The 26,078-nt window shown below is 70.6% G+C and carries 21 protein-coding genes and 1 pseudogene; 16 read left to right on the top strand and 6 right to left on the bottom strand.

Annotated features, from left to right (window positions below):
• Positions 1-23: 23 nt before the first annotated feature.
• From hutU to E3T40_RS07945, 5 genes are all read left to right on the top strand, one after another.
• Complete coding sequence (hutU, locus tag E3T40_RS07965; RefSeq protein ID WP_104193945.1) at positions 24-1,712, top strand: urocanate hydratase; 1,689 nt, start codon at positions 24-26, stop codon at positions 1,710-1,712.
• A 13-nt stretch (positions 1,713-1,725) separates the two neighbouring features.
• On the top strand, positions 1,726-2,946 hold the full coding sequence (locus E3T40_RS07960) for an allantoate amidohydrolase (RefSeq protein ID WP_198411958.1): 1,221 nt from the start codon (positions 1,726-1,728) through the stop codon (positions 2,944-2,946).
• 50 nt (positions 2,947-2,996) lie between these two features.
• Positions 2,997-4,472, top strand: a complete 1,476-nt coding sequence (locus E3T40_RS07955; RefSeq protein ID WP_134543085.1) for an amidohydrolase family protein — start codon at positions 2,997-2,999, stop codon at positions 4,470-4,472.
• A complete protein-coding gene (gene hutI, locus E3T40_RS07950) occupies positions 4,469-5,665 on the top strand; it encodes an imidazolonepropionase (protein ID WP_134543084.1) in 1,197 nt (398 codons plus the stop codon). The genes E3T40_RS07955 and hutI overlap by 4 nt, the downstream gene beginning before the upstream one ends.
• A 456-nt stretch (positions 5,666-6,121) precedes the next feature.
• A complete protein-coding gene (locus E3T40_RS07945; protein ID WP_104169487.1) occupies positions 6,122-7,402 on the top strand; it encodes a hemolysin family protein in 1,281 nt (426 codons plus the stop codon).
• 66 nt (positions 7,403-7,468) lie between these two features.
• Here E3T40_RS07945 and E3T40_RS17015 read toward each other — a convergent pair whose 3' ends face one another.
• From E3T40_RS17015 to E3T40_RS17005, 3 genes and pseudogenes are all read right to left on the bottom strand, one after another.
• Positions 7,469-8,338 carry a GAF domain-containing protein gene (locus tag E3T40_RS17015; RefSeq protein WP_255453811.1) on the bottom strand — a complete coding sequence of 290 codons (870 nt, stop codon included), beginning with the start codon at positions 8,336-8,338 and terminating at the stop codon, positions 7,469-7,471.
• 130 nt (positions 8,339-8,468) lie between these two features.
• Positions 8,469-8,669: pseudogene (locus E3T40_RS17320) on the bottom strand (protein kinase); the annotation flags it as partial.
• On the bottom strand, positions 8,654-8,854 hold the full coding sequence (locus E3T40_RS17005) for a hypothetical protein (RefSeq protein WP_134543082.1): 201 nt from the start codon (positions 8,852-8,854) through the stop codon (positions 8,654-8,656). The gene E3T40_RS17005 and the pseudogene E3T40_RS17320, both read right to left, overlap by 16 nt.
• Positions 8,855-8,902: 48 nt before the next feature.
• On the opposite strand from E3T40_RS17005, the gene E3T40_RS17315 reads away from it, so the two are divergent.
• Positions 8,903-9,634: a DUF4232 domain-containing protein gene (locus E3T40_RS17315; RefSeq protein ID WP_134543081.1), complete on the top strand. Its 732-nt coding sequence runs from the start codon at positions 8,903-8,905 to the stop codon at positions 9,632-9,634.
• Positions 9,635-9,830: 196 nt separating this feature from the next.
• Here E3T40_RS17315 and E3T40_RS07920 read toward each other — a convergent pair whose 3' ends face one another.
• A complete protein-coding gene (locus E3T40_RS07920; protein WP_134543080.1) occupies positions 9,831-13,058 on the bottom strand; it encodes an efflux RND transporter permease subunit in 3,228 nt (1,075 codons plus the stop codon).
• A gap of 126 nt (positions 13,059-13,184) precedes the next feature.
• Here E3T40_RS07920 and E3T40_RS07915 point away from each other — a divergent pair, with 126 nt between their 5' ends.
• The 6 genes from E3T40_RS07915 to E3T40_RS07890 all read left to right on the top strand — a co-directional run bounded on the left by E3T40_RS07915 (position 13,185) and on the right by E3T40_RS07890 (position 19,459).
• Positions 13,185-13,388, top strand: coding sequence for a dodecin family protein (locus E3T40_RS07915; RefSeq protein WP_104102676.1), 204 nt, complete (start codon positions 13,185-13,187; stop codon positions 13,386-13,388).
• A 127-nt stretch (positions 13,389-13,515) separates the two neighbouring features.
• Positions 13,516-14,175 carry a YitT family protein gene (locus E3T40_RS07910; protein WP_198411957.1) on the top strand — a complete coding sequence of 220 codons (660 nt, stop codon included), beginning with the start codon at positions 13,516-13,518 and terminating at the stop codon, positions 14,173-14,175.
• A 97-nt stretch (positions 14,176-14,272) separates the two neighbouring features.
• A complete protein-coding gene (locus E3T40_RS07905; protein WP_134543079.1) occupies positions 14,273-15,046 on the top strand; it encodes a LamB/YcsF family protein in 774 nt (257 codons plus the stop codon).
• Between the two features lie 4 nt (positions 15,047-15,050).
• The gene (locus E3T40_RS07900; protein WP_370287897.1) at positions 15,051-16,694 is read left to right on the top strand and encodes a 5-oxoprolinase/urea amidolyase family protein; all 1,644 of its coding nucleotides are present in this window, start codon (positions 15,051-15,053) and stop codon (positions 16,692-16,694) included.
• 127 nt (positions 16,695-16,821) lie between these two features.
• Positions 16,822-18,660 carry a biotin carboxylase N-terminal domain-containing protein gene (locus E3T40_RS07895; RefSeq protein ID WP_134543077.1) on the top strand — a complete coding sequence of 613 codons (1,839 nt, stop codon included), beginning with the start codon at positions 16,822-16,824 and terminating at the stop codon, positions 18,658-18,660.
• A 97-nt stretch (positions 18,661-18,757) separates the two neighbouring features.
• Positions 18,758-19,459: a GntR family transcriptional regulator gene (locus tag E3T40_RS07890; protein WP_104193953.1), complete on the top strand. Its 702-nt coding sequence runs from the start codon at positions 18,758-18,760 to the stop codon at positions 19,457-19,459.
• Positions 19,460-19,922: 463 nt separating this feature from the next.
• Here E3T40_RS07890 and E3T40_RS07885 read toward each other — a convergent pair whose 3' ends face one another.
• A complete protein-coding gene (locus tag E3T40_RS07885; protein ID WP_241981711.1) occupies positions 19,923-21,179 on the bottom strand; it encodes an NRAMP family divalent metal transporter in 1,257 nt (418 codons plus the stop codon).
• A gap of 184 nt (positions 21,180-21,363) precedes the next feature.
• Positions 21,364-22,551 carry a M20/M25/M40 family metallo-hydrolase gene (locus tag E3T40_RS07880; RefSeq protein ID WP_134543076.1) on the bottom strand — a complete coding sequence of 396 codons (1,188 nt, stop codon included), beginning with the start codon at positions 22,549-22,551 and terminating at the stop codon, positions 21,364-21,366.
• A gap of 432 nt (positions 22,552-22,983) precedes the next feature.
• Between E3T40_RS07880 and E3T40_RS07875 the strand changes: the two genes are divergently transcribed.
• From E3T40_RS07875 to E3T40_RS07860, 4 genes are all read left to right on the top strand, one after another.
• Complete coding sequence (locus tag E3T40_RS07875) at positions 22,984-23,778, top strand: CPBP family intramembrane glutamic endopeptidase (RefSeq protein WP_134543103.1); 795 nt, start codon at positions 22,984-22,986, stop codon at positions 23,776-23,778.
• An 88-nt stretch (positions 23,779-23,866) separates the two neighbouring features.
• Positions 23,867-24,562, top strand: coding sequence for a universal stress protein (locus E3T40_RS07870; RefSeq protein WP_134543075.1), 696 nt, complete (start codon positions 23,867-23,869; stop codon positions 24,560-24,562).
• A 167-nt stretch (positions 24,563-24,729) separates the two neighbouring features.
• Entirely contained in the window at positions 24,730-25,611 is an 882-nt protein-coding gene (locus E3T40_RS07865) for a hypothetical protein (RefSeq protein WP_233193954.1), read from the top strand.
• A gap of 2 nt (positions 25,612-25,613) precedes the next feature.
• The coding region (locus E3T40_RS07860; protein ID WP_134543074.1) for a PadR family transcriptional regulator at positions 25,614-26,078 on the top strand (465 nt) is incomplete at its 3' end.

Genomic DNA, 26,078 nt, shown 5'->3' with positions numbered 1-26,078 from the left:
CCCGAACCCCCTAGGAGACAGTGATGTCCGAATCCCGCCCCGTGCGCGCCGCCCGCGGCACCAAGTTGACCGCGAAGAGCTGGCAGACCGAGGGCCCGCTGCGGATGCTGATGAACAATCTCGACCCCGAGGTGGCCGAGCACCCGGAGAACCTGGTGGTCTACGGCGGCACGGGCAAGGCCGCCCGCAACTGGGAGGCCTACGACGCCATCGTTCGCACGCTCACCACGCTGGAAAAGGACGAGACGCTGCTGGTGCAGTCCGGCAAGCCGGTCGGCGTGTTCCGCACGCACGAGTGGGCGCCGCGGGTGCTGATCGCCAACTCCAACCTGGTCGGCGATTGGGCGACCTGGCCGGAGTTCCGCCGCCTCGAGGCCCTCGGCTTGACGATGTACGGCCAGATGACGGCGGGTTCGTGGATCTACATCGGCACCCAGGGCATCCTGCAGGGCACGTATGAGACCTTCGCCGCCGTGGCCGCGAAGATCGCCGCCCGTGAGGGCGGGCCTCACAAACACAGTGGCGGCACCCTGGCCGGCACGCTCACCCTCACCGGTGGGGCCGGCGGCATGGGCGGCGCGCAACCGCTGGCCGTGACCATGAACGGCGGCGCCGTGCTGATCGTCGACGTGGACGAGTCCCGGCTACTGCGCCGGGTCGAGCATGGCTATCTCGACGAACTGGCACCCACCCTCGACGACGCCATCGCCCGGGTACTCGCGGCGAAGAACGAGAAGCGCGCCCTCTCCGTGGGCGTGGTCGGCAACGCGGCGACCGTGTTCGCCGAGCTGCTGGAGCGGCGGGTGCCGATCGACATCGTCACCGACCAGACCAGCGCGCACGACCCGCTGGCCTACCTGCCGGAGGGTGTCACTGCGGAGGAGTGGCACGACTACGCGGCCGCGAAGCCCGAGGAGTTCACCGAGCGCGCCCGGGCGTCCATGGCCAAACAAGTCACCGCGATGGTGGGCTTCCAGGATGCCGGTGCCGAGGTCTTCGACTACGGCAACTCGATCCGGGCGGAGGCGGAGCTCGGGGGCTGCGCGCGGGCGTTCGATTTTCCCGGGTTCGTGCCCGCATACATCCGCCCGCTGTTCGCCGAGGGCAAAGGCCCGTTCCGCTGGGTGGCGCTCTCGGGCGACCCGGCCGACATCGCGGCGACCGACCGGGCCATCGTGGAGCTGTTCCCCGAGGACGAGCACCTGCGCCGCTGGATCACGAAGGCGCAGAACACCGTGCACTTCGAGGGCCTGCCCGCCCGGATCTGCTGGCTCGGCTACCAGGAACGGCACCGGGCCGGCCTGAAGTTCAACGAGATGGTGGCGTCGGGCGAGCTGAGCGCGCCGATCGTGATCGGCCGCGACCACCTCGACTCCGGCTCGGTCGCCTCGCCCTACCGGGAGACCGAGGCCATGCTGGACGGGTCGGATGCGATCGCCGACTGGCCGCTGCTGAACGCGCTGCTGAACACGGCGTCGGGCGCCACCTGGGTGTCGATCCACCACGGCGGCGGCGTCGGGATCGGCCGCAGCATCCACGCCGGCCAGGTGATCGTGGCCGACGGCACCCCCTTGGCCGCAGAGAAGATCGCCCGGGTGCTCACCAACGACCCCGGCACCGGCGTGATGCGGCACGTCGACGCCGGGTATCAGCGGGCCGCGGAGGTGGCCCGGGAGCGCGGCCTGCGCGTGCCGATGTGGGAGTCGGAGTGAGTGGGGTGTGCGCATGAGCGAGATCGCCCACGGAATGCTCGCCGGACTCGCCGAGATCGCCGACACCGGGCGGGACTCCCGCCGCGGCGGCTATTCCCGGCACCTCTGGCAGGGTGCCGACCTCGAGCTGCGGACCTGGTTCGCCCTGCGCGCCGAGCGCCTCGGGCTCAGCGTCGAGACCGACCGTAACGGCAACCTCTGGGCCTGGTGGGGAGAGCCGGGGCCGGATGCCGTGGTCACGGGCAGCCACCTGGATTCCGTTCCCGGCGGCGGCGCCTACGACGGCCCCCTCGGCGTGGTCAGTGCGCTCGAGGCCGTGGCGCGGCTGCGGGCATCCGGGTTCACGCCGTCCCGCCCCTGCGCTGTGCTCGTCTGCGCCGAGGAGGAGGGCTCTCGATTCGGGATCGCCTGCCTGGGCTCCCGGCTGCTGACCGGCGGCATCGACGCCGACCGGGCCCGCGCGCTCATCGACGCCGACGGGATCACCCTGGCCCAGGCTGCCCGCCGCGCCGGGCTCGACCCTGCGCACCTCGGCGCCGACCGGGACGCCCTGGCCCGAATCGGCCTCTTCATCGAGCTGCACGTGGAGCAGGGCCGCGGCCTGGTCGACCTCGGCCGGCCCGTGGCGGTGGCGTCGTCGATCCTCGCGCACGGGCGCTGGCGCCTCACCGTGACCGGCCAGGGCAACCACGCCGGCGCCACCCCGATGGAAGACCGCCGCGACCCGCTCGTGGCCGCTGCCCGCGCGATCGTCGCCGTGCAGGATGCCGCCGGGGGCCACCCCGGCGCGCGCGCCACGGTCGGCCGCCTGGAGGTGGTGCCGGGCGGGACCAACGTGATCGCGTCATCCGTGCACGCCTGGCTCGACGCCCGCGCGCCCACCGACGCCGAGACCCGCGACCTGGTCGCCGCAATCGAGGCGGCCGTCGGCGAGGCCGCCCAGGTGAACGGATGCTCCGTGGCCGTCACCGAGGAGTCCTGGACCGGAACGGTGACGTTCGACCCCGAGCTCGTGGGACGATTCCGGTCGGTGCTCGGCGGTGACCCCCTCGTTCCGGCCCTGCCGACGGGCGCCGGGCACGATGCAGGCGTGCTCGCAGCGAGCGTGCCGAGCGCCATGCTCTTCGTGCGCAATCCCAACGGCGTCTCGCACTCCCCCGAGGAATTCGCCGAGGTGGGCGACTGCGTCGCCGGGATCGACGCCCTGGAGACCCTGCTGCGGAGCCTGCTGTGAGCGCGCGCGGGGTCGGGGCTGGGGCTGGGGCTGGACAGTCGAGGACACCGGTGGCCGCCTACTGGTGCGAGCTGGCGCTGGTCGACGGGGCTGCCCTGCCCGGCGTGCGGCTGGAGGTGGGCACGGACGGGCGCCTTCAGGCCGTCACACCGCGCTCCGAGCCGCGGCCCGACGACGTGCGGCTCGGCACCGTGCTGCCGGGGCTGGCCAACGCGCACTCGCACGCCTTCCACCGGGCGTTGCGGGGCCGCACCCACGACGCCGGCGGCGACTTCTGGCAGTGGCGGGAGGCCATGTACCAGGTGGCCGCCGGCCTCGACCCCAAGCGGTACTTCCTGCTGGCACGGGCGGTGTTCGCCGAGATGCTGGCCTCCGGTTTCACGGCAGTCGGCGAGTTCCACTATCTGCATCACCGGCCGGGCGGCTCCCGCTACCCCGCCGAACACGCCATGGAACTGGCGTTGGCGGCCGCGGCACGGGAGGTGGGCATCCGTCTGGTGCTGCTCGACACGCTCTACCTCGACGGCGGGATCGGGATGCCCCTCACCCCCGCTCAGCGCGCCTTCGGCGACGGATCGGCGGCTGTCTGGCTGGCCCGGTGGCACTCGCTGCGCGCGGCGCTCGGCCGTGCTGCCACGGCCGATGACGGCGACGGCTCCCCGGCTGACAGCCAGGCCGACATCCAGGCCGACACGGATGCCCGCGTCACCCTGGGCGCGGCGATCCATTCGGTGCGGGCGGTGTCCCCGACCGCGATCCGGGAGGCGCTCGCCGGGCTGCCCGATGCCGTTCCACTGCACATCCACCTGTCGGAGCAGCCTCAGGAGAACGCGGACTGCCGGGCCGCCTACGGCCGGACCCCAACCGAGGTGCTGGCCGGGATCGGGGCGCTCGCTCCGCGGCTGAGCGTCGTGCACGCCACGCACCTCACCGACGAGGATGTGGCGCTGATCGGGACATCCGGGGCCTCGGTTGTGATGTGCCCGACCACGGAAGCCGACCTCGGCGACGGGATCGGGCCGGCCCTGGCGTTGCAGCGGGCCGGCGCGCGGATAGCCCTCGGCTCGGACCAGAACGCCGTCATCGACCCGCTGCTCGAGATGCGCGGCCTGGAGGCCGGCGAGCGCCTGGCATCGGGCCGGCGCGGCCGGTTCACGCCCGCCGAACTGCTCGTGGCCGCTTCGGACCACGGCTATGCCGCGCTCGGACTCGGGCGGCAGCGCCTCATCCCCGGTGACCTGTGCGACCTCGTGGAGGTGGCGAGCGACAGCATCCGCACAGCCGGATCGTTGCCGGAGCAGCTGCCGCTGACCGCGACGGCCGCCGACGTGCGCCGGGTGATCGTGGGCGGACGCGTCGTCGCCGACTCCGGGGTGCTGGTGGGTGGCGCGGGCGGGCCTGGCGGGCGCCCGTCGAGCACGCTGCAACCCGGGCTGCGACCCGAGCTGCGACCCGAGATCCTGCTGCGCGACGCCCTCGCCGCGCTCGACGGCACCGCCGCCCTCGCGTCAGGAGAACGACCATGACCCCCGAACCGACCGAGCTGATCACCGGTATCCGGGAACTGACCACGCAGGCGGACGGCGCCCCGCGCCTCGCCGACGCCGCCCTCGTGATCGAGGGCGGCCGCATCGCGTGGATCGGCCCGGCGTCCGCGGCACCGGCGGCCGATGTCCGCACGGATGCCGGCGGCCGGGCCGCTCTGCCCGGCTGGGTCGACAGCCACACCCACCTGGTGTTCGCGGGCGACCGGGCCGCGGAATTCGAGGCCCGGATGGGCGGGCAGCCCTACGCGGCGGGGGGAATCCTGACCACCGTGGCTGCCACTCGCGCCGCAACCGAGGCGCAGCTCACGGCCGCGGCGGCCCGGCTGCGGCGAGAGGCGGAGGCGCAGGGCACCACGTTCCTCGAGAGCAAGACCGGCTACGGCCTCGACCTGGCGAGCGAGGCGCGGTCGGCTAGGGTGGCGGCATCCGTCGCCGATGTCGTCACATTCCTCGGCGCGCATATCGTGCCGCCGGGCATCGACCGGCGCGACTACCTGGACCTGGTCACCGGGCCGATGCTCGCCCTGGTGGCTCCGCACGCACAGTTCGTCGACGTGTTCTGCGAGGTCGGGGCGTTCGATGTGGCGGAGAGCCGGGAGGTGCTGCTGGCCGGCCGCGCCGCCGGCCTCGGCCTGCGTCTGCACGGCAACCAGCTGGGATTCAGCGGCGGGGTGCGCCTCGCGGTGGAGCTCGGCGCGGCGAGCGTCGACCACTGCAACCACCTCAAGCCGGCGGACCTCGACGCCCTTGCCGCCTCAGCCACCGTGGCCACCCTACTGCCGGCCTGCGACCTCTCCACGCGGCAGCCGTTCCCGCCGGCCCGGCGGCTGCTCGACGCCGGCGCGAGCATCGCCCTGGCCACCAACTGCAATCCGGGCAGCTCCTACACGACGTCGATGGCGTTCTGCGTGGCCACCGCGGTGCTGCAAATGGGTCTGACGATCGAGGAGGCGGTGTGGGCGGCGACCCGCGGCGGAGCCCGGGCTCTCGGCCGCGACACGGGAACGGACGCGGTCGGAGTCCTGCGCGTGGGCGGGCGGGCCGACCTGCAGGTGCTTGACGCGCCATCCGTCGCTCATCTCGCCTACCGCCCCGGCGTGCCGCTGACCTGGGCGGTCTGGCGGCAGGGTGTGCGGGCCGGCCGCCGCGGCCCATCACCGCTCCCGGCCTGACCGAGGGATTCCCGCCTCGCGCCCTCACTGTCCCCTCTCCCGCGCCGTCCCCCTCCAACCCACCCCGCCCCGTCGTGCATGACTCCTGCACATTGCACAATCACTCATCGACCCCCCCTCGGAATTCCGCGGATGTCCGCGCATGTCCGGCGCCGGTCTCGAGAAATCGCGGGAGTTATGCACGCGAGGCACCGAAGACCACCTCCCGGGCCAGGACACTCCGTCGCCGGACAGCCAGCCGACGTCCAGGCAGGTCGCCGGCCGGGCAGGAGCCCGCCCGCCCGTGGCCAACTCAGGAGAATCGCCGGCTTCGTCACCGCGCCCTCTGCAATTCCGCGGCACCGCGACCCGATGAGCAGCCGACTCGCCGGATCTCCTGAGTTAGCCACACGCCGGAGGAGCCGAAGCAGCGGCGCGGCCCGGGTGGCGTCCCCGAACGGCTTTATAATGACCGGCATGGACGTTTATACCTGGCTCAACCTGGCGCTCGTGCTGCTGTTCGTGCTCATCGGCGGCGTGTTCGCAGCGACCGAATTGGCGTTGGTGTCCCTGCGCGAGAGCCAGCTGCACGCGCTGGAACGCGAAAGCACCCGTGGCAAAACGGTCGCCCACCTGGCCCGGGACCCGAACCGGTTTCTGGCGGCCGTGCAGATCGGCGTCACCGTCGCCGGGTTCCTGTCCGCCGCCTACGGTGCCTCCACGCTGGCGCCCGACCTCGCCCCGCTGCTGGTGGGACTCGGGCTGTCGAAAGGGGCCGCGGACACGCTTGCCCTGGTCGGTCTGACGCTCCTCGTCGCCTACCTCTCCCTGGTGTTGGGGGAACTCGTGCCGAAGCGATTCGCGCTGCAGAAGGCCAGCAGCTTCGCGCTCGCGCTCGCGCCGCCGCTCCAGGTCTTCGCGACCCTGATGCGCCCCGTGATCTGGCTGCTGTCCGTCTCGACGAACGCCGTTGTGCGGCTCCTGGGCGGAGACCCGCACGCCCGGAGCGAGCTCGTGTCTGATGAGGAGTTGCGCGACCTCGTCGACGCACACGAGGGCCTCGAGGTCGAGGAACGGCACATCCTGAGTGAAGTGCTCGACGCCACCAACCGGCTGGTCAAGGAGGTGATGCGCCATCGCGGAGACGTCGACTTCCTGGTCGGCACGCAGACGATCCCCGCCGCCCTGGAGGAGATCCGGTCGCTGCCGCACTCGCGCTACCCGGTGATCGGCCGCTCAATCGACGAGGTGCTGGGCTTCGTACACGTGCGCGATCTCCTGGACCCCGACGCCCACCCCGGCGCGACGACCGTAGCCGAGGTGGTGCGGGCCATCGTCTTCCTTCCCGGTACCAATCGCATCCTGCCGGCCATGACCCAGCTGCGCCGTGCCGGCGTGCACATCGCGATCGTCGTCGACGAATACGGCGGCACCGACGGTATCGTGACTCTCGAGGATCTCGTTGAGGAGCTCGTGGGTGAGATCCACGACGAGTACGACCTGCCTGTGCCCGAGGGACACTCCGACGAGAACGGCCAGGCCCGGCTGGCGGATGGCGGCCTGAATATCGAAGACTTCACGGATGCCACAGGAGTCGAACTCGAGGACGGCCCCTACGAGACCGCGGCCGGCTTCGTGACGTACCGGCTCGGACGCATGCCCCAGGTGGGCGACACCGTCTCGGCCGGGGACTACCAGTTGCGGGTCGCCGCTCTCGACGGGCTGCGCGTCAGCGTCATCGAGGTCGGTGCCGGCTGAGCGAGGACTCCGCGTAACCACTGCGCCTGGCCACACCGCCTGATCACTCCACGGGGCCGCTTCCCTTCAGGAGAGAGCGGCGCGCCGGCTTTCCAGCCGCAGTTCGAGTTCGCTCATCACCAGAGCGGCAAGGTCGGTGAGGGTGCGGAGCTCGGGCGCGGTGATGGCGCGCGGTCGGAAGTCGATAACGCACAGGGTGCCGAGGTTGTAACCGTTCCGGGTCGTCAGGGGTACTCCGGCATAAAACTGCAGGCCGAATTCCTCGGCCACGAGTGGGTTTGCGAGCGAGCGCGGGTCGGTGCGGGCATCCTCTACCACCCAGGGTCCCTCGGACATGATGGCCGAGGCACAGAGGCCCGGATCGCGGGGGANAGGCCCGGATCGCGGGGGATCTCCTCGAGGTCGAGGCCGTGATGCGATTTGATCCAGATACGGTCGGTGTCGACGATACTGACGATCGCGATCGGCATATCGTACAACCGGGGGGGGGGCGAGCGCGGCAATCCGGTCGAAGGCGCCGTCGGCGGGAGTGTCGAGAATGTCGAGGCGCGCGACCTCGTGCAGCCGTACGGATTCGTCGCTGACGAGGTGGTGATCCACGGCACTACGATGGCGGCCGGTTTCCGCGATAACAGCCTGGTGCAGAGCGAGCACCACCTCCGCGGTCGGCGGGCGCTGCCCCGGCTTGCGGGGCATCATGGTCGACAGAAGGTGCCGCCACTCCGGGGCGAGCTCCTCCGGGATGGCAGGGTCGCGCTGGAGTCTGGCCAGGGCCGACGGGATCGGCTCCCCGGGGAACGCCGTCTCACCGGTGAAGCATTCCAGGAGCACGAGCCCCAACGCATAGATGTCTCTCGCCGGGCCGAGGTTCTCTCCCCGGGCCTGCTCGGGACTGAGATAGGTGGCCGTGCCCGTCGTCATCCCCTGGGTGGTCACCCGCGCGCTGTCCGGGAACAGGGCGATGCCGAAATCGGTCAGCCGCGCGCGCTCGGGAATCCGAGCTGTATTCCGCGAGGAGGATATTCGCCGGTTTGATATCACGGTGGATGATGCCGCGCCCGTGGATGTAGTCGAGCCCCTCCGCCAGGTCGTAACCGATCTGGGCGATGTGCCGCGTCGACATCGGATCCCGGTCGAGTCGCTGACGCAGGTTGACGCCGTCCACGAGCTCCATCACAAGGAAGATCTGCGGGTGGTCCGCCTCGGTCCGGTCCACACCGACGTCGAACAGGGTGACAATGCTGTGGTGGTTCAGGCTTGCCAGCACGTTGATCTCGGCTTGCTGGCGCTGAATATTGGGCACGTCGGTGGCGCGAAGTTCGAGATCTTGATCGCCACGTCCCGACCCAGACGCTCGTCGGTGGCCCGGTAGACCGAGGCCATTCCGCCGCGGCCGATCAGGTCCTCAACCCGGTAGCGTGCGTTCAGGAACTTCGGAAATTGCGTGGTCATCGGACCCCCCCTTTTTTTGGGAATGAGTCTAGGTCAGCTTCGCGGGGGATGTTTCACATCTTTGGCCCGCGCCCGTGTCCCTGGGCGACAACGCCCAGGCAGTGTGAAACTGGGGCTATGACGGTGATGCGGGGTCGAGGGTGGTCAATGGCAGTTGGACTGGGGTGCGCGGCGGCGTTGGTGCTGGCCGGATGCGCGGGGCCGGGTTCCCCCCCGACCGGCGGTGTCTCGCCGCCCGGTTCGACCCCGACGGCAACTTCGACCCCGACGGCAACTTCGACCCCGACCTCCCCATCCACGCAGTCCTCGACGCCCGCTCCCGCCGATTCGGCCTCCGCCGGCACCTGCGGTCCGAACCAACTGGCGCTGTCGCTGCAGTCGCGGCCTCAGGACAGCGGCATGGGCAACTTCTACTGGGACCTGCGCCTCACGAACACCGGCCCGGCGGCGTGCACGGTCGAGGGCTACCCGGTGACGACTCTGGTCGGCGCGGCCCCGAATGTGCCGGTCGGGTCCGTTTCCGACACCGAGCCGGGACGCTGGTACCCGGTGGCGGTCCTCGCGTTGGCGCCCGGGACATCCGCGTACAGCCTGCTGCACCTCGGCCAAGCCGGCGCGTACGGCTGTCCCCTCGTGCCGGTCGGCGCCCTCGACGTGACGCTGCCCGGCTGGGACACCGCGAGCCGGGTGGCCACGCCGAACCCGATCGAGGGCTGTGACGACGACAGCACCGTGCTCGTGCGCACCGGCCCGCTGGCCCCGGCCCCGGTCAGCTTCTAGAGCCGGGCCGGCTTCGGCCGCACGGTGGCCAACTCAGGAGATCCGGGCCAGGCCGCGGCATCCGTTGCCTGATTCCGGGGGCAGGGGCTGCAGCCGACACCGGTTTTCCTGAGTTAGCCGCAGCGTTGCGTGCATAACCCCGGCGGATGCGCGGAAACATGCGGCCATTCGCCGCGCGGCTCACACTGTGCAGAAGTCAGGCACGGGACACGTCGGAGATGGCGCCGGCGGATGCGCGCCGCTCGCGCCGCTCGGCCCGGCGCTCCCGGCCGCCCTCGACCAGGAAGTACAGCACGGGCAGCACCACCAGGGTCAGCACGGTCGAGGAGACCAGCCCGCCGATGACAACGAGGGCCAGCGGCTGCGAGATGAAGCCGCCCGTTCCGGTGAGGCCGACCGCCATCGGCAGCAGCGCGAATATCGTGGCGAGCGCGGTCATCAGGATCGGGCGCAGACGACGGGAAGCACCGTTGACCAGCGCCTCCCGCACCGACTGCCCGCGACGCCGGTACTGGTTGACCAGGTCGATCAGCACGATGGCGTTGGTCACGACGATGCCGATCAGCATCAGCACGCCGATCAGCGAGGGCACACCCAGCGGGATGCCGGTGATCACCTGCAGGGCGATCGCGCCGGTCGCCGCGAACGGCACCGACACCAGCAGCAGCAGTGGCTGCAGCAGCGACCGGAAGGTCGCCACCATCACGATATAGACGATCAGGATGGCGATCAGCAGCGCGAGCCCGAGCTGCGCGAACGCCTCGGTCTGGTCGGCGGTGACCCCGCCGAGCGTCGCCGTCGCGCCCTCCGGCAAAGCGGTGTCGGCCAGGGCTGCCGTCATCTGCGCGTTGGCCGCACCCAGGTCGTCGATGCTGGGGGTGGCGGACACGGTCGCCGTGCGCAGCCCCTTCGTCGTGGTGAGGGTGGACGGACCCTCGACCTGCTCGACCGTGGCCAGGGTGTCCAGGGCAACCGGTCCGGCCAGGGTCGGGATACTCAGGGCCGCGAGCTCGGCCGTCGTCGTCGGCGGCGCCTCGGACTGCAGGTAGACCGACAGGGTCGTCTCGTCGATCACGATGGATCCGATCACGCTCGGCTGCATGGCCTGCGACACCAGCGCGCCCAGGGCGAGCTCGCTCAGGCCCACGGCACCCGCGGCATCCCGGTCGACGGTCACCGCGATGTAGGGGCGTGAGGCCGCCAGATTGCTTGAGCTCTCCTTGATCGCGTCGAGGTCCTCCACGGAGGCGAGCACCGCGTCGGTGGCCCTCTGCAGGTCGGCGTTCGTGGCCGCGGTCACATCCACGGCGATATCGGATGTCCCGCCGAACCCTCCGCCGGACGAGACCGAGAATTCTCCGCTTCCGTTCAGGGCCGTGAGCTGGTCTCGCACGACATCCTGAACCTCGTCGGGGTTGGCCTCCCCGTCGGTGGTGATCGAGTAGGTCACGGTGTTTGACGACACGCCGCCGCCGAATGCGGCCAGGGCGTTGCCGCCACCGATGGAGACCTGCACGATTTCGACGCCGTCGGTGCCGCGAAGGGACTTCTCGGCGACCGTGGAGGCGTCGTCCTGAGCTGCGAGGCTGGTGCCCACCGGCAGTGTCTGGGTGACTTGGAAGGTGGTCTGCCCGGTCGAGCCGAGGAAGTTGATCTTCATATAGGGAACCAGGGCCACCGTGCCGCCCAGAACGAGCACCGCGACCAGGAGTGTCGCGACGGCGTGGTTCAGGGTCCAGCGGATGACCGGGAGGTAGCCGGTCTGAAGGCGGCTCGGGCGCTCCTCGGGCGGGGCGTCCGCGCTGCCGTTGTGGCGGGTGCGGCGCGAGGTGGTGGGCTCGACGCTGACGGTGGGCGAGCCTGTCGAGATCGGCGAGCCTGTCGAGACCTCCGCAGTAAGGGCCAGGGGGGTTTCGACGAGCTCAACCACCGGGGCGGGCGCGACCGCCCTGGCCGGCCGCAGGAACCAGTATGCGAGCACGGGCACGATGGTCAGAGACACCAGCAGCGACGCGAGCAGGGCGATCGAGACGGTCAGCGCGAACGGCCGGAACAGTTCCCCGGTCGAGCCGCCGACGAACGCGATCGGCAGGAACACGGTGACGGTGGTGATGGTGGATGCCGTGATCGCCCCGGCCACCTCGCGCACCGCGCGCACGATGGTCGCGGCGCGGTCGGCGCCCTCGACCAGGTTGCGGGTGATGTTCTCGATCACCACGATGGAGTCGTCTACGACGCGCCCGATCGCGATGGTGAGGGCGCCGAGGGTGAGGATGTTCAGCGAATAGCCCACGCCCTGCAGACCGATGAAGGTGATCAGCACCGAGGTCGGGATCGAGATGGCCGTGACCAGGGTCGCCCGCACCGAGAGCAGGAACACGAGGATCACGAGAACGGCGAAGATCAGTCCGAGCAGGCCCTCTTCGGTGAGCGCGTCGATCGATTCCTGGATGAACGGCGCCTGGTCGAAGACGACCGTGAAGGTCGCGCCGGGGACCGCCGCCTCCAGCCGGGGCAGGATCGCGCGCACGGCCTCGGACACGTCGACCGTGTTCGCTGCGGGCACCTTGGTGACCGCGATGGTCAGGGCCGGCTGGCCGTCGACACGGGAGATGCTCGCGACCGGGTTCTCGGCGAGGGCGACGTTGGCGACGTCGCCGATGGTGGTCAGGCCCGCGCCGGGCACCGGGGCGAGGATCGGAAGCGCCGCGATGTCCTCGGCCTCGCCGAGCTTCGAGCCGGTCTGCACCGAGAGGGTGGTGTCGTCTTCGGTCAGCGAACCGGCCGGGATCAGCGACCCGTTCTGCTCCAACGCACTGCGGATGCCCTGGCTGGTCAGGCCGCGTTCGGCCAGCTTCGCGGCATCCGGCGTGATGGTCACGCGGCGGCCGACGTCGCCGACCAGGGCTGCCTCGCGCACGCCCTGCACATCACGGATGTCGCCGAGTACGCTGCGCTTGAGGTCGTCGGCGAGGGTGTCGCGGTCGCCGCCGGACACGGCGAGGGAGAGCACCGGGAAGTCGTCGATGCTGCCGGAGAGCACCTGCGGGTCGAGGTTCTCAGGCATGGTCGACTTGATGCGGTTGATGGCCTGGCTGATGCGCGATTCGGCCTTGACCAGGTCGGTGCCGTAGGTGAACGTGGCGCTGACCAGCGACGCGTTGGTGCTGCTGGTCGTCGAGGTGGATTCGAGCCCGGGGATGCCCTGGATCGCCGTCTCGATCGGCGTCGACACGTCGTCGTTGACGACCTCGGGCGAGGCGCCCGGGTAGCTCGTCGAGACCACCAGTTGCGGCAGCTGCAGGGAAGGGATCAGCTCCTGCTTGAGGCTGGTCAGGGCGAGGCTGCCGAAAACGGCGACGACGATGGTGATCAGCGCGATCAGCGCCCGGTTCTTCATGCTCAAGACAGCGAGAAAATGCACCCGTTCAGTATCTCATTGCAGGGTGTGCAGACTTCCCTGCCCGGGGCATCCGTCGGGCCGAGGCAGGCGGAGGGGCGTACCCTCGGCCGCAAGACGCACCATCAACCCGAACGACAAGGAGCAATTATGTCTGTGGCACGCGTAACAACACTCAGCATCCGGTCCGACAGATCCTTCGAGGATGCCGTCGCCGTCGGCATCGCCCGGGCGAGCAAGACCCTGCGCGGGGTCTCCGGCGCCTGGGTCAAGGAACAGAAGGTGGAGGTGACAGACGGCGAGATCACCTCGTACGACGTCGTGATCGAAGTCACCTTCGTTCTCGACGACTAGACACGGTCCGCGCACGAGCGACCGGCCCGACAGGTCGCCGGCGGCGCGGAAGGCGGCATCCGCGACGCCGGGCCGGGTCGGCCTGGCAACTTGATAACGGGCCGATAGTGCAATTGGATGGACTTCCATGACCCGTCGCCTCGCCCAGCTCCTCATCGGCCTCTTCCTCTACGGCTTGGGGATCGCGCTGATTGTGCGCGGCGAGATCGGCGTGGCCCCGTGGGACGTACTCACCCAGGGCATCTCCGGCCGCACCGGCCTCGGTTTTGGGTTGGTCACCATCCTGATCAGCGGCGTCGTGCTGCTGCTCTGGATCCCACTGCGCCAGAAGCCGGGCGTGGGCACCGTGCTGAACGCCCTGCTCGTCGGGCCGGCGGCGGATGTCGGCCTCTGGCTGATCCCGACGGGGCAGGATTTGTGGGTGCGCATCCTGCTGTTCGCGGCCGGGCTTCTGGTGCTGGCGATCGCCACCGGCCTCTATATCGGCGCGCATTTCGGCCCCGGCCCGCGCGACGGGCTGATGACGGGCCTGCACCAGCGCACCGGCTGGCGCATCTGGATCGTGCGCACGGGCATCGAGGTGACCGTGCTCAGCATCGGCTGGGCGCTCGGCGGCAACGTGGGCATCGGCACGGTGCTCTTCGCCGTGCTCGTCGGCCCGCTCTGCCACTGGACGATCCCGTTCTTCGCGATCACCCTGCCCCAGAACGACGACGCCCGGCTCGAGGAGACCCTCGAGGGTTCCGTGCTGCCCTCCGAGCCCTCGATCGACAGCCCCGCGAACTGACTCCGGCGCTGAATCGGGCTTCCACCCGCCAATACATTGTTGAACAATCTGCGGAAGTGGTGCATCCTTAACCAAACTTCCACGGACGGAGACCCGGATGTCCAGCATCGATTCAGACAGCGTCGATCTAAACAGTGATGTCGGGGAATCCTTCGGCAACTGGTCCTTCGGCGACGACGCCGCGATCATCTCCTCCGTCTCCAGCGTGAACGTGGCCTGCGCCTTCCACGCCGGGGATCCGAGCACGATCCGCGCCACCTGCACGGCCGCCGCCGCAGCCGGCGTGACGGTCGGCGCGCACCCGGGCTACCGGGACCTGGCCGGCTTCGGCCGCCGGTTCATAGACATGGAGCCCGGCCACCTCACCGACGAGGTGATCTACCAGATCGGCGCGCTGCAGGCCCTGGCCGCGGTCGCCGGAACCCGGGTCAGCTACGTCAAACCGCACGGCGCCCTCTACAACACCATCGCGCACGACGAGGTGCAGGCGCAGGCCGTCGTCGACGCGATCCGCGCCGTCGACCCGAGCCTGCCCGTGATGGTGCTGCCCGATTCCGAGATCCAGCGCCTCGCCGACCGGGCCGGACTGCGCACGGTCGTGGAGGCCTTCGCCGACCGCGCCTACAACTTCGACGGCTCCTTGGTCTCGCGGTCCCGGCCCGGCGCCGTGCTGCTGCACCCCGACGCTGTCACCGAGCAGGCGCTCCGCCTGGCCGGCGACCGCCAGGTGCGCACGGTCGACGGCAGCCTCCTCACGGTGACGGCCGAGAGCATCTGCCTGCACGGCGACACCCCCGGCGCGGTCGCGCTGGCCGGTGCGGTGCGCTCCGCGCTGCAGGATGCCGGCATCCCGATCCGAAGCTTCGTCTAGCCCCGTGTCCGGTCCCGTTCGCATCATCCGAGCCGTCGGCGACCGCGCCGTGCTGGTCGGACTGCCCACCCTGACCGACGTGCTCGACCTGCAGGCACACCTGCAGCGGCATCCGTTGCCCGGGCAGCTCGACGTGCTCGCCGCCGCGGAAACCGTGCTGATCACCGGCGTCTCCGCCTCCGCCGCACGGGGATTCGCCGACGCACTGCGGCAGCTGCAGGTGCTGCCGGCCGCCCCCGCAAACGCCGCGCTCGTGCAGATCGACACCGTCTACGACGGGGAAGACCTCGCCGACGTCGCCGCGCACACCGGCCTCAGCATCGAGGGCGTCATCGCCGCGCACACCGGCCAGGACTGGACCGCCGCGTTCGGCGGCTTCGCCCCCGGCTTCCTCTACCTCACCGGCGCGAGCGCCGTGCTGACCGTGCCCCGGCGCAGTTCGCCGCGCAGCTCGGTGTCCACCGGCTCCGTGGCCGTGGCCGGCGACTACTCCGCCGTCTACCCCCGCGCCTCCCCCGGCGGCTGGCAGCTGCTCGGCCGCACGGACGCCCGGCTCTGGGACCTGAAGCGTTCGCAGCCGGCCCTGATCCGCCCGGGTGACCGGGTGCGGTTCCGCGCGGTGCGCGAGCAGGTCGCCGCCGCGGGGGTCCTCGTACCGGAGACCGCAGTCGCGGTTGGGACTCCGGCAGCGGCGGCCACTCCCGATGTCGCGGCAACCGCGGCCCCCACCCCCGCCACCGGCATCCGCGTGCTCTCCCCCGGCGCGCAGACGACCGTGCAGGACCTCGGCCGCCCCGGCTACGCCGACCAGGGCGTGACCGCGTCCGGCGCACTCGACCGTGGCGCCCTGCGGCGCGCCAACCGGGTCGTTGGAAATCCGGCCACGGCCGCCGTGCTCGAGAACGCCCTCGGCGGCCTGTCCCTGACCGCGCTGGCAGACCAGGTGCTCGCCGTCACCGGTGCCGTTCTGCCGCTCACGGTGACGGACGCCGTCGGCCGCCACCGCGAGCTGCCGATGGATTCCGCCGTCTCCCTCCTCGCCGGGCAGACCCTGTCGCTCGGAGCCCCCCGCTCGGGCGTGCGCAGCTACCTGGCCTTCCGCGGCGGAATCGACGTGGACCCGGTGCTCGGCAGCCGGTCCACCGACACCCTCAGCGGCATCGGTCCGGCCCCGCTGACCTCGGGCACCGTGCTCCGGATGCTGCCGCCCGCCCCCGGCAGCGCCGTGCACCACCCCGAGACCCCGCCGCCGGCCCCGGCCGAGGTCACCGTGCTGCGCTTCGTGCCGGGACCCCGCGCGGACTGGTTCGAGCCGGCATCCGTCGACCGGTTCAGCGACGCGGAGTGGACCGTCACCCATCAGTCGAACCGGATCGGCCTGCGGCTGGCCGGTGAGCCGCTCGCCCGGTCGCGCCCGGGCGAGCTGGCCAGCGAGGGTACGGCCCGCGGGGCCATCCAGGTGCCGCCGTCGGGCCTGCCGGTTTTGTTCCTCGCGGACCACCCGGTCACCGGCGGCTACCCCGTGATCGGCGTCGTGCTCGCCGAGGACCTCGACCTCGCGGCGCAGCTGCCGACGGGTGCGCGCATCCGTTTCACGCCCGTGCCTGCCGAGCCCCTTCCAGCCGAGCCCGTCCCCGCCTCCCCCTGATGCCCACCCTCACGCGCTACGCGGGTGCTGCGCCGCTGCGCTGCCGGCACGCCACGCGCTGAGCGGCGCAGCCCCCGCGCGTGCCCCAAACACCCCCCGAACACACGCCCCGAATGAGAGCTGAACCATGCAGAAAGTTCTGATCGCCAACCGCGGCGAGATCGCCGTGCGCATCGCTCGCGCCTGCGACGACGCCGGCCTCGACTCCGTGGCCGTCTACGCGGACGTCGACGCCGACGGCATGCACGTCTCGGCCGCCACGGAGGCCTGGGCACTCGGCGGCGACAGCCCGACCGACAGCTACCTCAACGTGGCCAAGCTGCTGCGCATCGCCCAGGACTCCGGCGCCGACGCCGTGCACCCGGGCTACGGCTTCCTCTCGGAGAACGCCGACTTTGCTCAGGCCGTGATCGACGCGGGACTGCTCTGGATCGGTCCGACGCCCGCCGCGATCCGGGTGCTGGGCAACAAAGTCTCCGCCCGTGAGATCGCCATCCGGGTGGGAGCTCCCCTGGTCGCCGGGTCCGAGGGCACCGTGGAGACCGCCGCCGAGGTGCGCGCCTTCGCCATGGAGCACGGCCTGCCGGTGGCCATCAAGGCGGCGTTCGGCGGCGGCGGCCGCGGCCTCAAGGTCGTCTGGGACATGGATGCGATCGAGGAGTCCTTCGATTCGGCCGTGCGCGAGTCGACGGCCGCCTTCGGCCGCGGCGAGTGCTTCGTCGAGAGGTTCCTGCACAAGCCCCGCCACGTGGAGGCGCAGATCCTCGCCGACACCCACGGCAACGTGATCGTCGTGGGCACCCGCGACTGCTCGCTGCAGCGCCGCAACCAGAAGCTCGTCGAAGAGGCGCCCGCGCCGTTCCTCACCCCTGAGCAGAAAAACCAGATCTATTCCTCGGCCAAGGCCATCTGCCGGGCCGCCGGCTACACCGGCGCGGGCACCGTGGAGTACCTGCTCGCGCAGGACGGCACCATCACGTTCCTCGAGGTGAACACCCGGCTGCAGGTCGAGCATCCGATCACCGAGGAGACCAGCGGCATCGACCTGGTACTGGCGCAGCTGCAGATCGCATCCGGCGGGCCCGTTCCCATCTTCACCGACCCCGAACCGCGCGGGCACTCGTTCGAGTTCCGCATCAACGCCGAAGACGTGGGGCGCGGGTTCCTGCCGTGCCCCGGGACCGTGGCGACCTTTACCGTGCCGACCGGGCCGGGCATCCGGGTCGATTCCGGGGTCAGGGCAGGCGGCATCGTACCGGACCGGTTCGACTCCCTGCTCGCCAAGCTGATCGTCACCGGCGCCGACCGGCAGCAGGCCCTGCGCCGCGCCCGCCGAGCCCTTGCCGAGTTCGAGATCACCGGCCTGCCCACCGTTCTGCCGTTCCACCGTGCCGTGGTCACTTCGACGGCATTCACCGCGCCCGACCACCTCGGCGTGCACACCGGCTGGATCCAGGCCGACTTCGCCGAAGAACTGCCCAGCGACCCCCAGTTCAATCCCGTGCCGCCGGAGGCCGCCCGCCACACCATCAGCATCGAGGTCGACGGGCGACGGATGGCGCTCGGCCTGCCTGCCGCCCTGCTCGACAGTCTCCTTCGCGGGCTGGGCGGCGCGGCCGGTGCGGCCGGTACGGGGAACGGTGCGGGAAGCGGTGCGGGCGGTACGGGGAACGGTGCGGGAAGCGGTGCGGCCGCTGTCACCGCTGCCGACGGCCTTCCCACCGGGGGCCACTCGGCCCCCGCCGCAGACCCGGACACCCTCCGGGCCAGCATGGGCGGCTCGGTCGTGAAGTGGATGGCCCCATCCGGTGCGCTCGTGGCCGTAGGCGACCCGGTGCTCGTACTCGAGGCCATGAAGATGGAGTCGATCGTGGTGGCGCACCGCAGCGGAACCCTGCGGGACCAGCTGGTTCAGCCCGGCGACACGGTGGCGGTGGACAGCGCGGTCGCCTCGATCGGGGACTGAGCGTATCCGTCGTCCGGTTCCGGCTGCCCGCCGGAACCGCCGGAACACCCCGCCCGTCCTCGGGCCGCCGCTCCGACCGGGCGGTATCGTGGGCACCATGACCCTCGCCGAGACCCTCGCCGACCTGCGTCACCGCACCGCGTCGGCGCGTCACGCCGAGACCGGCCAGTGGGTGTCGGGGGTGCTACGCGAGCGGATCGCGGCCGGCCACCTGCCGCCCGGCACGAAGCTCCCCGAGGAGCCGCTCTGCGACGCGCTCGGCGTCTCGCGCAACACGCTCCGCGAGGCCTTCGCGACGCTCAGCGCCGAACGGGTGGTCACCCGCGTCCCGAACAAGGGCGTCTTCGTCGCCCGGCCCAACGCAGACGACATTCGGGAGATCTACCGGGTGCGGCGCTACCTCGAGCCGGGTGCCCTGGCATTCACACCGGCCGAGGAGCTCACCCCGGCGAGGCTGGACGAACTGCGCCAGGCCGTCGCGAGCGCGCGGAAGGCCCGCGAGGCCGGATCGGTCCCGGGCATGGCCGGTGCCAACCAGGAGTTCCACGCCGGCGTCGTGGCCCTGGCCGGCAGCGACCGCCTCGATTTGCTGATGGCGCAGGTGCTCGCCGAGATGCGCCTGGTCTTCCATTCGATGGGCGAGGAGGCCACCTTCCACGCGCCCTACGTCGACGACAACGCCCGCATCGTCGAGCTGCTGGCGGCCGGCCGGTCGACGGATGCCGCGGCCCTGCTCACCGGCTACCTGCAGCGCGCCGAGGCCCAGCTGCTGTCGATCGTGGCCGAGTCCGTCCGCTAGCCGGCGGTATCCGGCACGGCTGCCCGGCCCCGCTCCCCTCAGCTGCCTGCGTGCGGCTGTGCTGCGCGTCCGCGCTGTTCCTCCGCTGCGCCTCCGCGCTGTTCCTCCGCGCTGCGCTGGTTTGTGGCTAACTCAGGAGATCCCGCCGGGCTGCGCACCGCAGCCGCGGACCAGTGCGGCGGCCAGCACCAGCCGGTGACCACGCAAACAAAACTCCTGAGTTAGCCACAGAGGCGGGCGATCAAGCAGGCAGCGGGGTGGATGTCGGCGACGGAGAAAGGGGGCGCCGGGTCGGCGGACAGCAGCGGGAAACGGAGGTCTTCGGGGGCTTTCGGGAGTCTCAAGAGGTCTTCGGAGATCTTCGGAGATCTTCGGGGGCCTTCGGGAGTCTCAAGGGGTCTTCGGGGGCCGTCGGAGCGGGGGCGCGCGGCGGGCCGTGCAGGGTGGGGGTCGGGGACATCCGTCAGCCCCAAAGCATCGCGAGTCCGCCGAGGGACTGATAGCCGAGGAACAGCGTCAGCAGCCAGGCCAGCACGCCGATGCCCAGCAGCCACTTCGGGTAGACGTAGCCGCCGAGCAGGTCGCGGCGGCGCCAGGCCACCCAGAGGATGACAGCGAAACCGAACGGGAGGATCAGCCCGTTGACCGCGCCGGCCATGATCAGAAGCGTGGCCGGGGCCTGGCCGAGCAGCGTGTAGACCAACGTTGACACGGCGATGAAGACGACGGTGGCGATGCTGCGGGTGCGGGGCGAGGTCTGTGAAGTGGTCACGAACGAGATCGAGGTGTACGCCGCCCCGATCACCGAGGTGATGGCCGCGGCCCAGAGCACGATGCCGAAAAGTTTGAACCCGATCTCGCCGGCCGCGGCCTGGAAGGCCTCCGCGGGCTGATTGTCGCTGGTCAGGTCCACGCCCCCGGCGACCACGCCGAGGATGGCGAGGAACAGGAGCACCCGGATCACGCCGGTGATGATGATGCCCAGCACCGAACTGCGGGTGATCTCGGTGATGTGGGCCCGTCCGGTTACGCCGCCGTCAATCATCCGGTGCGCGCCGGCGTAGGTGATGTAGCCGCCGATCGTGCCGCCGATCAGGGTGGTGATGATGAGGACGTCGATGTCGTCGGGCAGCACCGTGTTCTTGACCGCGAGGCCGAGGGGCGGATTCGACACGATCGCCACGTAGGCGATCAGCACGATCATCACGGCCCCGAGTACGACGACGACCTTGTCCAGCGCGAGCCCGGCCCGTTTGCTGAGGAAGATCACGATCGCGACGGCCGCCGAGAGGATGCCGCCGAGCTTGGCGTCCAAGCCGAAGAGCACGTTGACACCCAGGCCGGAACCGGCGATGTTGCCGATGTTGAACACGAGCCCGCCGAGGCAGATCAGCGCGGCCAGGAACCAGCCGGCGCCGGGCAGCACGGTGTTGGCCAGTTCCTGCGCTCGCTTACCGCTGACGCCGATCACCCGCCAGACGTTCAGCTGCACCGCGATGTCGACCAGGATCGAGACCAGGATGGCGAAGGCGAAGGCTGCGCCGAGCTGCACCGTGAAGCTTGTGGTCTGCACGATGAAGCCGGGTCCGACGGCGCTGGTCGCCATCAGGAACATGGCGCCGAGGAGCGCGCTGCGCTGCGCCCGGCGCGGGCCGCGCAGCTTCTTCTTCACGCCTGCGGTTTTCGCTCGAATCTTGGCGCGGACGACGTTGAAAACCATGGGGCGCTCACTTCTCGGAAGGTCAGCACCGGCGGTCACTGATGTCGAGCCAGCCTACATATTGTTCAACAATCAGCACAACCATGAGGCCCACATGGACTCCCCCCGGCCGGCGGGGTGCAGCGGGGCAGGGACGGTGATGGGGGCCGAGGCAGGGTTCGGGCGGGATCGCCGGGCGCGCGGACTACCCGCAGAAATCGGCGATCGTGCGGGTAAGAATCTCGGTGAGCGCGTCGACGGATGCCGCGTCCGCCCACTCCGCGTCGGCGTGCGCTCCGCCACCGTCCACGCCCACGACGAGGCAGGGGATGCCGGCCTCGTGCAGCAGCCCGGCGTCGGTCCAGAACGGCTCGCCGCGGACATCCGGCCGGCGTCCGAGCACCTCCGTCGCCCGTTCGGTCACCAGACGCACGATCGGCCACTCCGGATCGGCCTCGAACGCCGCACGCGCCACGAGCCGGGTCAGCCGGAAGCGGAACCCGACGACGACGTCGGCGAGCCGCTCCAGCAGCGCCCGGAGCTCGGCCTCGACCCGGTCGGGGCTCTGGCCGGGCAGCATGCGCCGCTCGATCGTGAGCGTGCAGGCGGCGGCGACGGTGGCGGCATCCGAACCCCCGGCGATGGTCGACACGCGCACGGTACCGTGGCCGAGCAGCGGATGCGCCGGCGCCGCCTCGATGTCGGCCCGGAGCTCATCGAGGGCGCGCAGCACCAGCCCGGCGTGCACGATGGCGTCGATGCCGCGCTCCGGCTGGGATCCGTGGGCGGCGAGCCCGGTGAGCTCCACCTCGAACCAGGCGAAACCGCGATGGGCGAGCGTGAGGCACAGCTCGCTCGGCTCGGCGACGATCGCCGCGTCGGCGCGGAAGCTGCGCAGCACCTCCATGGTGCCGAGGCTGCCGAACTCCTCGTCCGCCACGAGGGTGACGATGACGTCTCCGGCGAGATCGGATGCCCCGGCCGGCCCGGCCGCATGGGCCCCGGTTCCCCTGACTCCCGTCGCCCGCGCCGCCGCGACCAGGATCGCCGCGACGCCGCCCTTCATATCGAAGGCTCCCCGGCCGATGACGCGCCCGTCCCGGAGCTCGCCCCCGAACGGATCCCCGGCGTAACCGCCGACGCCGACGGTGTCGAGGTGCCCGTTGAGCATCAGGGAGCGCCCTCCCCCGGTGCCGCGCCGGATGCCGACGATCGTAGGCCGCCCAGGATGCTCCTCGAGGCGGTGCACCTCGAACCCCCGCGCGGTGAGCCAGTCTGCGCACCAAGCTGCGATCATCCGTTCGCCTGCCGCCTCCGGCACCAGGTCGGAGTTGACGGAATCGATGCCGATGAGCCTCTGCACCACGCCCACCGGTTCGCTCTCTGAATTCACACCCTCAACCTAGCGGCGCCGCAGACCGCGAAAGCGGGTGAAACGTCGGTTTCAGGGCTGCACGGCGACGATTCACCCGATCTCGCAACCGGGCAGCCGGCCGGGCGGCCGACCGGGCAGCCGGCGACACGTTCCGCCCGCACCCCCGAACGAATACGACGGAGATTTCGTCCGAATCGGTCCTTAAACCTTGGAAAACCTTCCTTGCTCCCAAAATCTCCGTCGAATTGGTTCATCGCCGGGCCTCGATGCCCGGTCGCGAGGCGAGACGCACCGGCCGTTCCCCGCCCGAGTTGGGTACCATATCTCATGGGCGATGGCGCGGCAGGGTCAGCGAAACGGGCAGCGGGCACGAGTGGGAGCACGGGCAGCCCACTCGCAGGCGGCACGAGCGCCGGCACCGGCGCCGGACCGGCAACGTCGAGCGAACGGATGCGCCCGCGCGCCTCCTGGGGACTCGTCCCCGCCGCGCTGCTCTCCGCCTCCGCCGTGCTGCTGTTCGGGGTGCGCGAGCCGCTGCCCGGCTACGCGCTACTCGCCGCGGCCATCGGGCTCGCCTTCGCCATCGACCGGGCCCTGTTCAAGGATCTGCTCCTGATCGCGATCGGGCTGCTGATCATCAGCACCATCTCGGTCGAGGCTGACATCAGCTACCCGAATATGGCGCTGATGGGGACCGTGCTGACCGTCGCCGTGCTCGTGCCCTACCTGCTCTCCCGCTACGCGTTCGGCGACCACGCGATCCGGTTCCCGATCCGCACCGGCCAGCGCTGGACCTCCCTGGAACGCTGGTACCTGCCGCTTGTGCTGCTGCTGGGCTATCTGATTCTGCCGACCTATTTCATCCGTTCCGGCGCCTACCAGAACTGGCCGGCCGTGACCGCCCCCGACGAGATCGCCCGCCTGTTCGTGGGCGTCGGCTTCGTCGGCATCTGGGACGAACTCTTCTTTATCTGCACGGCGTTCGCCCTGCTCAGGCGTCATTTCCCCGACTGGCAGGCCAATCTCCTGCAGGCCGTGATCTTCACCTCGTTCCTGTGGGAACTGGGCTACCAGAGCTGGGGGCCGCTGATGACGTTCCCCTTCGCGCTGTTGCAGGGCTACACCTTCGCGCTCACCAAATCACTGACCTACGTGGTGATCGTGCACCTGCTCTTCGACGCGGTCGTCTTCCTCGTGATCGTGCACGCCCACACCCGCGACTGGCTGCCGATCTTCCTGTACTGAAGCTCAGGCGGCGAGCCGGTCGACGGATGCCCCGGCCGCCGGACCTCGCCCCCTTGCAAGTTCGGCGCGGGCCGCCAATGCTGAGGGCATGTGGGCAGAAGGCGTCTGGGCGACACCGCTTCTGGTGGCGGTCGGCTGGGTCCTGGTGGGACTTGCGTCGGCGTTCGTGATGATCCGCCGCGGCCACGACGCCCCGATCTGGGTGGTTCTCGGTCTGGCTGCCGGCCCTTTCGCCATCGCGCTGGCCGGCCTGGCCGTCTACCTCGAGCGGGAGGAATTGGCCGAGGCGGCCGTGATTCCCGGGGAATCCCTCGAGGGAGACGTGCGGGTGCTCGTCTGCATCGACGGCTCCGAGGCCGCGGACCACGCCGCCGTCACTGTCGTGCTGCTCCTTGGGGCGAGGCTGCAGACCGTGACGCTGCTGACGGTGCTCGACTACGACGTCGCGCGCGACGTTTCCCCCGACAGGCTCGACCGCATCGCCGCCGGCATCCAGTCCGCCGCCGTCGGCCAGCTGGCCGACCTTGCGGTGCACCCGTTCAGCACCCGGGCCACCGGGGGCGCCGCCGAGCAGATCCTGCGCCGGGCGGGCTCCGGCGCCTACGACCTCTTCGCGCTCGGCTCCCACCGGCAGCGCCGCTCGCGTTTCCTTGGCAGCGTGGCCCGGGAGATCGCCAACAAAGCCCCGATCCCGCTGCTGACCGTGCGAGCCGCCCCGGTCGAATCGATCGAATCGGCCGAGCGCGCCGCCCGCCTCGGCCTGACCATCGAGCCGGAGAGTTGACCGCCGTACGGAGCCTGAACCGAGAGCTGAACCCCGGCTGAAAGTTCCCGCCGAAGCTTGTCCGCTCGCCACTCGCGATATATCGTGAATCTCAACAAGACGCGATATATCGTGAACAGGTGGTGAGCATCCGTTGCGCGGACGCCGCCCCCGAAAAGGAGAATTCCATGGCTTTGGAAAAATGGCTGGTCAGCCCCGGGCAGACCACGGTGATCGACATCGAGGTCGTTCGGGCGCTCAAGGTGGGCATGATCGGCGGCAAGATCGACGTGATCGGCCACGACGAGCCGGGCACTCGCATCGAGGTGCACAGCGTGACCGGCAAGGACCTCAAGATCTCGGTCGACGGCGACACCCTCGAGATCGACCACCCGCAGCTGCGCTGGGACAACTTCATCGAGGTCTTCGCATCGTTCCGCGGCACCGCGAAGGCAGACGTCAGCATCCTGGTCCCCCGCGCCGTGGCCCTGAAGCTCGGCGTGATCTCGGCCGAGGCCCTGATCTCGGGCCTTACGAACGGCGCCCGGCTGAGCACTGTGTCGGGCGACATCGTGGTTGACGGTGTCACCGGGGACCTGGAGCTCAACGCCGTGAACGGCGAGCTGTCGGTGCGCGGCCTCGAGGGCAGCATCATCGCCCACACGGTCTCCGGCGATTGCACGGCGAGCGGGGCCATCCGTCGCTTCAGTCTCGACGGGGTTAACAGCGAGGTGTTCCTCGACATCGAGGGCACGCCCGATTCCATCAACACGAACACGATCAGCGGCAGCCTCACCGTGCGCCTCGGCGCCGATGTGGCGACGCGCTACCGGCTGAACACCGTCTCGGGCACGCTGCAGCTGGACGACCAGACGATTCGCGGCACCTTCGGAAAGGGCTTCGAGTCCAGCACCGGCACACTCGAGGGCAGCTGGCTCGAGCTGCAGGCCAACTCGGTGTCGGGCGACATCACGGTGGTGCGTCGCAGCACCGAGCCTGCGTCCGCGGGCCCGGCCGGCGAACGAACAAACACCGAACCGGGCGACGCCCGCGCCAACGGGGAGGTCTGAGAATGACCCCCGTCTTCGCCCACGGCAGCCTTCGCCTCTACCTGCTCAGCCTGCTCGCCGATCAGCCGCGGCACGGCTACGAACTGATCCAGGCGCTCAGCGACCGCTTCGGCGGAACGTACATCCCGAGCGCCGGCACGATCTACCCGCGCCTGGCCAAGCTTGAAGAGGAAGGACTCGTGACCAAATCGACGGATGGCCGCAAGACCGTCTACGAGATCACCGACGCCGGCCGCGCCGAACTCCAGGCCCGCCAGGGTGACCTGCACGACCTCGAGACCGAGGTCGCCGACTCCGTAAGGCGACTGGCCGACGACGTGCGGTCGGGAGTCAGCGCGGCGATGCGCAGTCTGCGCCTCGACCTGGCCTCCGCCAAGCGCCAGGCGGGGGATGCCCGCAGCGCACGCAAGGCGGGCACCACCGCGGGCACCGCCGCCGGCAATGCCGCGCGCACCGCGGCCGCGGCC

The organism is Cryobacterium sp. TMT1-19 (assembly GCF_004403055.1).
Lineage (GTDB): Bacteria > Actinomycetota > Actinomycetes > Actinomycetales > Microbacteriaceae > Cryobacterium > Cryobacterium sandaracinum.
This window is presented reverse-complemented; position numbering and strand designations above follow the sequence as displayed.